Origin of the sequence: Collinsella sp. AF37-9 (genome assembly GCF_003475115.1) — a bacterium.
Classification (GTDB): domain Bacteria; phylum Actinomycetota; class Coriobacteriia; order Coriobacteriales; family Coriobacteriaceae; genus Collinsella.
The window spans coordinates 1-10,716 of the sequence record NZ_QROQ01000036.1; the positions used below are offsets into that span (position 1 = coordinate 1).

Genomic DNA, 10,716 nt, shown 5'->3' on the forward strand with positions numbered 1-10,716 from the left:
AGACGGAAAGCACATTAAGTGCTTTCCTTTGCGTGCGGAACTCGCGATAAACTTAATTATGCGCCGCTCCCCGTCCGCGCCTGGCAAACGTCGTTGGACTTATCACTGACAGGAAATGACCGCTTGCATATCGCCCGCTGGCTTGGCACGGTACAATGCTTGCAGCTTTTAATTCATGGATTAGTGGAGTTATTGATGGCAGAATCTCGTGCGGAGCGTAGGGCTCGTCGTGCTTTGGTGGAAGCGGCTGAGGGGTCAAAAGAGGAGAAATCCTCTACGAAATCCAAGTCTTCTAAAGCTGCAAAAAGCAAGTCGGCTAAGGGCAAGGCTAAGGCCAAGCGTCCCGGCTCTCGTCGGAGCGAGGACAAGGCATCTCAGACTCGCACCAAGCGCCCACATAAAGATTCGGTTTCGCCTGCGCGAAAGGCCGTGGATCCCAAGTCGCCTTGTTCCATCATGCGGGCTTGTGGTGGATGCACGGCGATCAATCGTCCTTATAAGAAGCAGCTGGCGGCCAAGCAGGCTGCTATGGAAGAGCTGTTTGCTGAGCTCTGCGAGCGCGAGGGTATTGCCGTTGATCCCATTCGCGGTATGGGTGTTACCCTGGGCGACCCGGGTAAGTATCCTGCGCCGCGTGGCTTTCGTCATAAGGCTGCCACTCCCTTTGCTCCCGGTAAGGAGGGCGCTGTCCGTTGCGGTTTCTTTGAGCGTGGCACGCACAAGATCGTTGCCGTACCCGAGTGTCCTGTCGAGGCGCCAGGTGCCCGTCAGATTCTCAACGGCATCGCGCGCGAAGCTGAGCGGCTGCATATTCCCGCCTTTAATGAGGACAAGCATCTTGGTTTGCTTCGCTATGCCGTCGTCCGCTGCGGTTGGCGTACCGACCAGGTCATGGTTACGCTCGTGACCGCCCAGCGTGACTTACCGCATGCACAGGAGTTCTTTGAGGCCGTCGCGGTACTCGATCCGCATATCGTCACCGTTGCCCAAAATATCAATGGCCGTCCCGGTAACGCCATCTTGGGTGAGGAGACTCGTATCGTCTATGGCGCCGAGTGCATGCGCGACCAGCTGCTCGGTTGCGAATTCGATATCTCCCCTACCGCGTTCTATCAGACCAATCCGCAGCAGACCGAGCTGCTCTATCAGCTCGCGATTGACGGCATGGACCTGCAGCAGGGCAACATTCTTATGGACGCTTACTGCGGCAGCGGCACCATCGGTCTGTGCGCCGCGAAGGATGCCCAGGACAGAGGTGTCGGCATTATGCTGCTCGGCGTGGAGCGTAACCCGGCGGGCATTGCCGACGCACGTCGCAATGCCGAGCTCAACGGCCTCACCCGCAGCGCTTGGTTTATGGCCGACGACGCCACCGATTACATCCTGGACGCCGCCGATAACAACGAGCGCGTTGACGTTCTCTCCATCGACCCGCCGCGCGCCGGCTCCACCCCCGAGTTCCTCGAGGCCGCCTGCGCGCTCAAGCCGCGCCGCATCACCTATATCAGCTGCAACCCCGTGACCCAAGAGCGCGACCTGCACCAGCTCCTCGACGGAGGCTATCGCCTGCTCAAGATCACGCCAGTCGACATGTTCCCCCATACCGACCACACCGAGACCGTCGCGGTCCTCGAGCGCCGCTAACCCACCCCAGTAGATTTTTGGGACATGCCTTAAAATCTACCGGCACAAGAAAGGGGGCGGCCCGTCTGGACCGCCCCCTTTCGTTGGATATATGAGCCCGTTACATGCTCTTGCGCAGGTCACACACGCCGGCTGCCGCCATCTCGCGCAGCAGCGTCTCGCGATCGCGCGTCACGATCAGATCCAGCGGGAAGTGAATCTCATCGAGCATCTTGCGCGCCTGGTCGAGCTTGCCAATTGCCATACCAATGTGCGCGTCGGTCGAGACGCCAATCCCCACGCCCAGTTCGGCGCAGCGCTCGGCAATCTTGCGACAAGCGCCCCAATGCTCGGCATCGGTACCATGCTCAAGACTATGGTTGTTAATCTCGATAATCTTGTGCTTGGCCTTTGCCGCCAACAACACCTCATCGATATCAAAGGAAACACCCGAGCGGCCCGTGTGACCCAGCATAAACACTTTGGGGTGCTCCAGAGCATTGATATACATCTCGGTCGTCTGGGCGAGCGTCGCGCCTTCAGCGAGCTGCGGATTATGCACACTCGCAACCAAATAATCCAAATTGCGCGTAACCAAATCGAACAGCGAATGCTCACGACTATACGAATCGCCGGCGATATCGAGCGAAACGGGAATGTCCTCGCCAAACAAGCTGCCGTCCAGCGAAACGATATCGGCCTCGGCACCACGCAGCACCAGTACGCCGCTCCAAATGCGCGGCCAGATATCCTGGTTAATAAAGAACTGGTAACTGCGCAGGTCATTGGGGCAAGGTGAAACCATAGAGCTCAGATGGTCGGCAGATCCGAGCACCTGCAGGCCACGCTCTGCCGCCCAGTACACATTCTCCTCAATGGTCGAATATGCATGCGCAGAGAACATCGTATGGGTATGGATATCACAAGAAAGCAGGTAGGGCATCGGATCTCCTTATCCGGCATGGCCGTCGCGTATATTCATTGTACGCATAGCCTTCGATAGTCGTAAAACCGCTCCATCCCAACGACACAACGTACATGACAACGGGGTCCGGCTTAACACCAAACCCCGTTTCACGTAAAACATTACAGGCAGAGCGCTTTGCTTTTAACGATACTCGTCTGCCAGCTGCTTCCAGGCAGGTAGCGAATTGACAATCGTCTCGTAACTCACGCAATAGCCAAGGCGGAACCAACCCGGCATACCAAAGCTGTCCGAGGGAACCGCGAGCAGCTCGTACTTCTTCGCGCGCTCGCAAAATGCATTTGCATCGGGCTCGAGCGCCTTCACCCACAGGTAGAACGCGCCATCCGGCTCAACATAGGTATAGCCGTACTCCGCCAATGCGTCGGTGAGCGCCGTGCGGTTGCGCGCATAGGCCTCGACATCACTCGGCTCATCGATGCAGTCGATAATCACGCGTTGGAAGAGCGCCGGTGCGCACACAAAGCCCAGCGTACGGGCGGCACCCGCAACAGCCGGCATCAGACGCGCCGCCTGCGGGTTGGTGTTGGGAACCAAAATCCAGCCCACGCGCTCGCCCGGTAGCGAAAGCGACTTGGAATACGAGTAACACACGATGGTGTGCTCGTAGATCGAAGGCACCCAAGGCACCTCGGCGCCATAGACAATCTCGCGATACGGCTCATCCGGGATAAGCATGATCGGGTTCTCGGGGTCGCGCTTGACGTTGGCCTCGCGCAGAACATTGGCCAGTCGCGTCAGCGTGTCGCGCGTATACACGGCGCCGGTCGGGTTGTTCGGCGAGTCGATGATGACAGCTGCCGTTTTATCGGTAATCGCCTTGAGCACGTTATCCACGCTCAGCTGGAACGTATCTTCATCGGCGAGCGCCTCGACACACGTACAGCCGGCCTTCTCAATCCACACGCGATACTCCGGGAAGTACGGGGCGATAACAATGACCTCGTCACCCGGGTTCGTAACGGCGTTGAGCGTACAGGTGAGCGAAGCCGCCGCGCCCACGGTCATAAAGACATCCTTGCCCTCATAGCTCGTACCGAAGCGGCGGTTGAGCGACTCGGCGACGGCTGCTCGGCATTGCGGCAGGCCCGGCGCGGGCGTATAGCCATGCAGCTGGTCACTCGGCAGCTCCAAGGCCTTCTTAATGGACTCCGCCACGGCAGCAGGCGCCGGAACACTCGGGTTTCCCAGCGAAAAATCGAATACGTTCTCTGCGCCGATCTGCGCCTTGCGCTCAAGGCCATAGCTAAAAATCTCGCGGATGATGGAGCTTTCCGCACCGCGAGCATACATGGTTTCGTTGATCATCTGTTCCCCTTTCGCATAGGCGGTATTGTACGCTTTAGTTGAGCAAAGTGCCGCAGCAATGTTGATTGGGGACAGACGGCCCCATATCGCTCAAAAGAAAAACCTCCGCAGGTTTCCCCGCAGAGGCTTTTGCAACAAAGACTATTTGTCGGCGTCGGTGTTGCCGTCAGCGTTGGCAGCATTGCCATCACCGGCATCATCGGATGCGGCTTCGGCATCCTCCTGCATGGCCGCCTGCGCAAAGGCCGCGGCATCAGCCGCCAGCTCCTCCTCGCTCATGCGAGGCAAGCGCTTCTTGGTCGGCATGCCGGCCGCCTTGGCATTGCGCTCCTCCTTGGCCGCCAGGATATCGCCCTCGCGCTCAAGGTAGGCATCCCACTCATTGTCGAGCAGGGCGTTCACGGCGTCGCCTTCGACGGTCTCGCGCTCAAGCAGCACTTTCGCCATAAGATCGAGTTGATCGCGGCGGGCATCCAGGATCTCGACCGCACGGCGATGGGCCTCGCGCATGATGCGCTGAACCTCGATATCGATGCGGCGCGCCGTCTCCTCGGAGTAATCCTGGTGATCGGCGTAATCGCGACCAAGGAATACCTGATGCTGCGCCTCACCAAACACCTGCGTTCCAAGCTCCTCGCTCATGCCCAGGCGCGTGACCATCTCGCGCGCCATCTTGGTCGCGCGCTCCAGATCGTTGCTCGCGCCCGATGTGATGTCATCGCACATGAGCTCCTCGGCAACGCGACCGCCCAAGAACACGGCGAGCTCGTCGAGCATCTCGTTCTTGGTCTTGAGGAAGTGGTCCTCCTGCGGAAGCTGCAGCGTGTAGCCCAGGGCCTGACCGCGGCTGACAATCGAGATCTTGTGGACCGGATCGGAATGCTCCAGGATGTGGCCCACCAGGGCATGACCGCTCTCGTGGTAGGCAATCGTGGTGCGCTCGGCCTCGGTCATCACGCGACCCTTGCGCTGCGGACCGGCAATCACGCGCTCCATCGATTCCTCGACCTCGTCCATCGAGATCACAGAACGATGACGGCGAGCGGCCAGCAGCGCAGACTCGTTGAGCAGGTTCGCCAAATCGGCACCAGTAAAGCCAACGGTCATCTGGGCGAGCTTCTCAAACTTAACGTCCTCGTCCATCGGCTTGTTCTCAGCATGCACGCGCAAGATCTGCTCGCGGCCCTTTACGTCCGGGCGGTCAACCGTGACTTGGCGGTCAAAACGGCCGGGACGCAGCAGCGCCGGATCCAGAATGTCGGGGCGGTTGGTCGCGGCGATCAGGATGACCGACTCGCTTTCCTCAAAACCGTCCATCTCGACCAGCAGCTGGTTGAGCGTCTGCTCGCGCTCGTCGTGGCCGCCGCCCAAACCGGCTCCGCGCTGACGTCCCACGGCATCGATCTCGTCAATAAAGATGATTGACGGAGCCTGAGACTTGGCCTCCTTAAAAAGGTCGCGCACGCGGCTGGCGCCGACGCCCACGAACATCTCAACAAAGTCAGAGCCCGAGATGCTAAAGAACGGCACGCCCGCCTCGCCGGCAACGGCCTTGGCCAGCAACGTCTTACCGGTACCCGGAGGGCCCACCAGCAACACGCCGCGGGGAATCTTGGCGCCCAGCTTGCGATAGCGGTCCGGGTCGCTCAAGAAATCGCGAATCTCTTCGAGCTCCTCGACCGCCTCATCCACGCCAGCGACATCCTCAAACTTGACCTTGGGACGCGTAGCCTCGTTGGTCTTGGCGTTGGTCTTGCCAAACTGCATGTTCCTATTATTGGCGCCCATCATCTGGCGCATAAAGTAGAACATGATGGCGATCAGGGCAATCGTCGGTAGCACGCCATCGCCAAGTCGCCCCAAAAATCGGGGTCGTTGGTGTTGACGATGTACTTGGTGTCGGGGTGCTCCGCCATAAGCTCGGCAAGCGAATCGGAACCGACATAGGTCGAGGAAAAGCTCTTGAGCTCGCTCGTGTCGCCCTTGTCCTTTTTCGTCTTCCAGTAATGACCCGCCACGCTTCCGTCTTGAACCGTATAGGTCAAATCTTCGACGCGATCCTGCTTGATGGCGCCGACCATCTCACTCGTCGCGAGCTTAACGGTATTGCTGGAGTTGGCAAAGCCAGAGCCCATGTTAAAGAAGGCGTAGCCCAGAAGCGCGCAAGCCAAAATAAAATACAGCCAGCCCGTACGCGTGGGCTTCTTGCCTCCGGGCATCCCCGGGATCTTAGGCTCCCGGGGAGTCTGGGAATTGTTGTCGTTACGGTCGTCGGGCATCTTACGAATAAACCTCCGGTTTCAAAATGCCCAGATACGGAAGGTTACGATAGCGCTCGGCATAGTCGAGGCCGTAGCCCACCACAAAGGCATCGGGGCAATGGGTTCCAACATACTTGGGCGTGACGGCCGAGGTACGGTCCTCAACGTCCTTCCATAGGAAGGCGGCGACCTCCAGAGAAGCGGGCTTACGGCTCTCGAGGTTCTTCATCAGGTACTTGAGGGTCAGGCCCGAGTCCAGAATGTCCTCGACGATCAGCACGTCGCGACCACGGATGTCGATATCCAGGTCCTTAATGATACGCACGATACCCGAAGACTTCACACCGTCGCCATAGCTCGAAACAGCCATGAAATCGATGTTGGTCGGCAGCTCGATCTTGCGCATCAGGTCGCCCATAAAGACCACGGCGCCGCGCAGGACCGCAATCAGCACCAGATCCTTACCCGCATAGTCGCGCGTAATCTGCTCGCCCAAGCGAGAGACGATACCGTCGATATCCTCCTGCGTAAACAGAACCTTCTCGATATCCGGATGTTGAGAAGCCATGACAACCCTTTCTTGTGCTTAATCGCCCACACACCGCCGTATGGACGCGAACTACACATTCTAGCAGCGCACGGGGTATATTTTCCAGCCCGCGCACCATCAGCGCGGGAATACCGTCAACGCCGCACAGAATAGCTGGCGCGAAGCGCTATTCCGCATCGACCACACGAAGCAGATATGCCACGCGCGTTGCGGCCGTGCATTTAAAACGCTCGTCCGCGCGAACGCCCGCGACCCATACTACGGCACCTCCCGGAGCCGTTCTTACCACGGGTACGCCAGAGCGGTCTGAAACAGGAATGCGCGCCTCGTTTAACAGGTCTGACACTTTCTTGCTTCGGCCGTTCATCCCCAACGGGCACATCACGTCTCCCGGCACAGGGCTATCCACCCACAGGCGCGCCGATCGTGCCTCGGTGGGAATCTCCCCGCGCGAGCCGGCTAACATCCGCTCGCTATCGCGGTCGGCAAACCCCAGGGCCGCCGCATCCACCAAGGCCGCAACCTTTCCGGCAGCAGCAAGCTCGCGGGCACGGTGCACGATATCGCACCCCGGCTCCACAGCCATCGGCTCCGCTGTCAGCATATGCCCCGCCCCCAGCGGCAGACGACCGGGAACGGAGATCCAATCGGCCACTAAACCCTCGCGCGCCGCCGGGGCCTTGAACGCCAGCGTGCCAAACTCCACACGGGCATCAATTCCCGCAGGAAGCGTAACCGAGCCCGAGCCCGCAGCGACGCAGGCGAGCACGCGCTCCACGTGCCGCATCTCCGGTCGCGCGTCGGGATCGATGCGCTTAATCGCCAATCGCACGATACGCCGTGCAATCACAACCTCAGCGGCGGCAAGACGGCGCGCATCGAGCACAAGTGCGCCCGCCGCTTCCCTGCGCAGGCAGCTTCGAAACGCCTGTGCCGAAAGCTGGGAAAGAAAGGCGTCTTCGTCGCCCAGAATTTCGCAAGCGGCGCCAATCGTCTTACAGACGCTCGCGTTGCGCTGTGCCACCACCGGCATCACCCGATGGCGTACATAGTTGCGCAGGTACGAAACGTCCTCGTTGCTTTCATCTTCCCGCCATGGCTGACCGTGCACCTGCAGATAGCTCACGAGCTCATCGTGCGTGAGGTCGAGCAAGGGGCGAACCACAATGTTCCGACGGCGCGGAATGCTCGATAGACCCGCGGGACCCGACCCTTTAATGGCATTCATCAAAAATGTTTCCGCGCGGTCCGACGAAGTATGCGCGGTACAGATACGAGCCGCCGTCCGCGGTGCGCCCGATTCGGCACAAAGTTCGCGAACGTATCTCCGTGCCGCGGCATAGCGCACCTCGCGAGCCGCAGCCTCGATATTGCCCGATTCGTCATCAAAATAGGCATGCTCAACACACAGCGGCAAACCGTATTGTGCGCACAGGTCACGTACAAAGGCCTCGTCGCCATCGGATGCCTCCCCGCGCAGATGATGGTTTACATGCAGCACGTGCAATCGCTCGCGCGCAATGGGAGCGACGCCGCGCCCGTCCTGGATATCCAGCTTTGATGTGCAAGCCATAAGGAGCAGCGCCGTCGAGTCCGCACCGCCTGATATCATGAGCACTACGGGGGCAGCGGCCTGCCGCGTTGCCAGGGCGCTCTTATCCGTCCTCGGCGCGGCATGATGTCCATAGTGCTGAGATACCGTTGGCATTCGCTTCCTCCTCTATTCGTCCGCACTCATTGTATCCTTTGGAATCTTATGTCTCGCCTGCACCTTCATATCCTCGGCAGCGGCTCAAAAGGCAACTGCGCACTCGTCGAGGGACCTCAGGGGCTCATCATGATCGACAACGGCCTGTCCCGCCGCGAGACACTTAAACGCATGGCGGAGCTTGGCCTCTCGGCAGACGACGTCGCCGCTCTTGTAATCACCCATGAGCATGGTGACCATATCAAGGGGCTCGATGTATGGTGCAAGCACTGGCATGGTCCCCTCTTTGCCAGCAGGGACACCCTTTCATGCAAAGAAAACCTCGCGCGCCTGCCCGTAGAGGAATTTGACCCCGGCGACACGCTCCCCATTGCCGGCATCCACGTGCAAACCTACTCAACATCGCACGATGTCATCAATCCTGTCGGCTATCGATTTAATGCTCTCGATGATTCCATTGGGTTTGCCACCGACACCGGAGAGTTATCGAGCAAGGCCATAGGCATCCTCAAAGACTGTCGAGTTCTCGCGCTCGAAAGCAACCACGATGTAGCTATGCTGCGCGAAGGAGCGTACCCCCGCTTTCTTCAGGAGCGCATCCTGTCCACAAAGGGGCACCTCTCCAACAACCAGGCCGCCGAAGCCGCGCGCGAACTTGTTACCGATCGCACCGAACAGCTCATCGCCATGCATATCAGCCAGGACAATAATCGTCCAAGCCTTACCGTCAAAAGCTATGCCAACGCGCTTGATGCAAGTCTCGATGATGAACTCGGCAGTTCTGCCACCCGTCTTCAAGGGCCACGGAAGCTCTCGATACGCCCTGCAAGTCAGTATCAACCGACAACTATTCAATAGCCCCTCAAGACAACAAAAGGGGGCTGGGAATCACTTCCCAGCCCCCTTAACTCATACTCTCGATTGAAGCAGAGCCATCGTTAGTCGATGGAGATCTTCGTGACGTTCTTCTTCTCGACGATCTTAGGAACCGTAACGGTGAGGATGCCGTCAGCATACTTTGCAGAGAGGCCCTCGCTCGAAGCGTCCTTCAGATATACGCCACGCGTCGCGCTGTACGAGCTAAACTCCTTCTGGAGGAAGTTCTTACCCTCGTTTTCGGCGCTCTCCTCGACGTTCACGCTGATGGACAGGCGACCCTCATTGAGCTCAACGTCGATGTCATCCTTGGCGACACCGGTCAGATACGCCTTGACCTCGTAGCCATCGCCCTTGTCCTCAACGTCAACGGGGAACGCCTTGGAGGCAATCGAGTTGTTTGCAAGGTCGGTCATATCATCAAACAGATCGAACAGCGAGCTAGCAGAAGGACGAACGCCAAAAACCGAACGATAAGGAACCATGCTTGCCATGTTTACCACTCCTTTTAAGGACTGCCGAGCCATCTTCTAGGTGACTGGGACTTCTTTTGACGCTCTTATATATGCCCACCCAGTGCCCATATATACATCGACTATAAAGTTTTTTGAGTCCAGTACTATAAGCATATCTAAGTGTGTATGACTCAGGTTTTAGTAAGGTTAAGGTTCTTTGAACCAGAGCTTAAATAACAAGTATGTTCGCAGCTACAAATAACAAGGGGCTTACAATGAGCGCGTACACGTTGTTGGTAACGAGCTAAAGGGCATCATGGACGACCAAAACCAGAACAATATGTTTATGCCGACGCAGGGCGAAGATACTTCTACGCAGCCGCCACGGTTCCATCGCCCCCACATCTCGCAAGAGCCCATCAATGACCCAGAGCCCAAATATGTGACAAGAAACCGATATCAAACGCTCGAAGAAGCCCAAACGGGACGTAAACATATGGGCGTTGCCTCGGGAGACCCTGTATATCTGAAAGACGCACCATTATCTAAAAACAGCGCAGCTAGTGATGAGCCGATGAAAGCATCCGCCGCTCATCAACAAAGAGGGCCTCGACCCAAGCAAACCTTGACGCATTCGGCTCGCTATCTCGAAACGCCAAAACAGGGAAAATCAATCTTCGTTTCGTCAAGTAAAAGACGCAAGCAGCATCAACTGACAATTCTGCTTTTGATCATTGCGGCCATAGCAGTTGCCCTTGTTATACGATTTATTTTCTTTAAATAAAGGCTCAATACCGAAAACAACAAGATCGTCTGGTGTAATTGAGTCATTTACGCCCCGTAAACGCAAAAAAGGGGAGGCCGCGAGGCCTCCCCCTTCTTCAAGTCAAGCGTACGGCTCGGTGCCGTCCACCGGTCAGCGGCGCCCTGGCCTCCCACGGGCTGGCCCC

At 58.1% G+C, this 10,716-nt stretch carries 10 protein-coding genes; 3 read left to right on the forward strand and 7 right to left on the reverse strand.

The window, feature by feature from the left end; all coding sequences use genetic code 11:
- The first annotated feature begins 429 nt into the window (after nt 1–429).
- On the forward strand, nt 430–1,644 hold the full coding sequence (gene rlmD, locus DW024_RS09105; protein ID WP_369834743.1) for a 23S rRNA (uracil(1939)-C(5))-methyltransferase RlmD: 1,215 nt from the start codon (nt 430–432) through the stop codon (nt 1,642–1,644).
- A gap of 100 nt (nt 1,645–1,744) precedes the next feature.
- Here rlmD and DW024_RS09110 read toward each other — a convergent pair whose 3' ends face one another.
- The 6 genes from DW024_RS09110 to tilS all read right to left on the reverse strand — a co-directional run bounded on the left by DW024_RS09110 (nt 1,745) and on the right by tilS (nt 8,435).
- On the reverse strand, nt 1,745–2,566 hold the full coding sequence (locus DW024_RS09110; protein WP_117803951.1) for a PHP domain-containing protein: 822 nt from the start codon (nt 2,564–2,566) through the stop codon (nt 1,745–1,747).
- Between the two features lie 165 nt (nt 2,567–2,731).
- Nucleotides 2,732–3,916: a pyridoxal phosphate-dependent aminotransferase gene (locus tag DW024_RS09115; protein WP_118377536.1), complete on the reverse strand. Its 1,185-nt coding sequence runs from the start codon at nt 3,914–3,916 to the stop codon at nt 2,732–2,734.
- A gap of 141 nt (nt 3,917–4,057) precedes the next feature.
- Nucleotides 4,058–5,779: an ATP-dependent zinc metalloprotease FtsH gene (ftsH, locus tag DW024_RS09120; protein WP_304999846.1), complete on the reverse strand. Its 1,722-nt coding sequence runs from the start codon at nt 5,777–5,779 to the stop codon at nt 4,058–4,060.
- Entirely contained in the window at nt 5,737–6,195 is a 459-nt protein-coding gene (locus DW024_RS10425) for an ATP-dependent metallopeptidase FtsH/Yme1/Tma family protein (RefSeq protein ID WP_304999847.1), read from the reverse strand. Before DW024_RS10425 ends, ftsH begins: the two co-directional genes overlap by 43 nt.
- A 1-nt stretch (nt 6,196) precedes the next feature.
- Nucleotides 6,197–6,745, reverse strand: a complete 549-nt coding sequence (hpt, locus tag DW024_RS09125) for a hypoxanthine phosphoribosyltransferase (RefSeq protein WP_055251779.1) — start codon at nt 6,743–6,745, stop codon at nt 6,197–6,199.
- Nucleotides 6,746–6,893: 148 nt separating this feature from the next.
- A complete protein-coding gene (gene tilS, locus DW024_RS09130; protein ID WP_199576958.1) occupies nt 6,894–8,435 on the reverse strand; it encodes a tRNA lysidine(34) synthetase TilS in 1,542 nt (513 codons plus the stop codon).
- Nucleotides 8,436–8,483: 48 nt separating this feature from the next.
- On the opposite strand from tilS, the gene DW024_RS09135 reads away from it, so the two are divergent.
- On the forward strand, nt 8,484–9,293 hold the full coding sequence (locus DW024_RS09135; protein ID WP_118094359.1) for an MBL fold metallo-hydrolase: 810 nt from the start codon (nt 8,484–8,486) through the stop codon (nt 9,291–9,293).
- Between the two features lie 80 nt (nt 9,294–9,373).
- On the opposite strand, the gene DW024_RS09140 is transcribed toward DW024_RS09135, so the two are convergent.
- A complete protein-coding gene (locus DW024_RS09140; RefSeq protein WP_117635977.1) occupies nt 9,374–9,805 on the reverse strand; it encodes an Hsp20/alpha crystallin family protein in 432 nt (143 codons plus the stop codon).
- Nucleotides 9,806–10,082: 277 nt separating this feature from the next.
- On the opposite strand from DW024_RS09140, the gene DW024_RS09145 reads away from it, so the two are divergent.
- Nucleotides 10,083–10,550 carry a hypothetical protein gene (locus tag DW024_RS09145; protein WP_118377537.1) on the forward strand — a complete coding sequence of 156 codons (468 nt, stop codon included), beginning with the start codon at nt 10,083–10,085 and terminating at the stop codon, nt 10,548–10,550.
- Nucleotides 10,551–10,716: the final 166 nt, after the last annotated feature.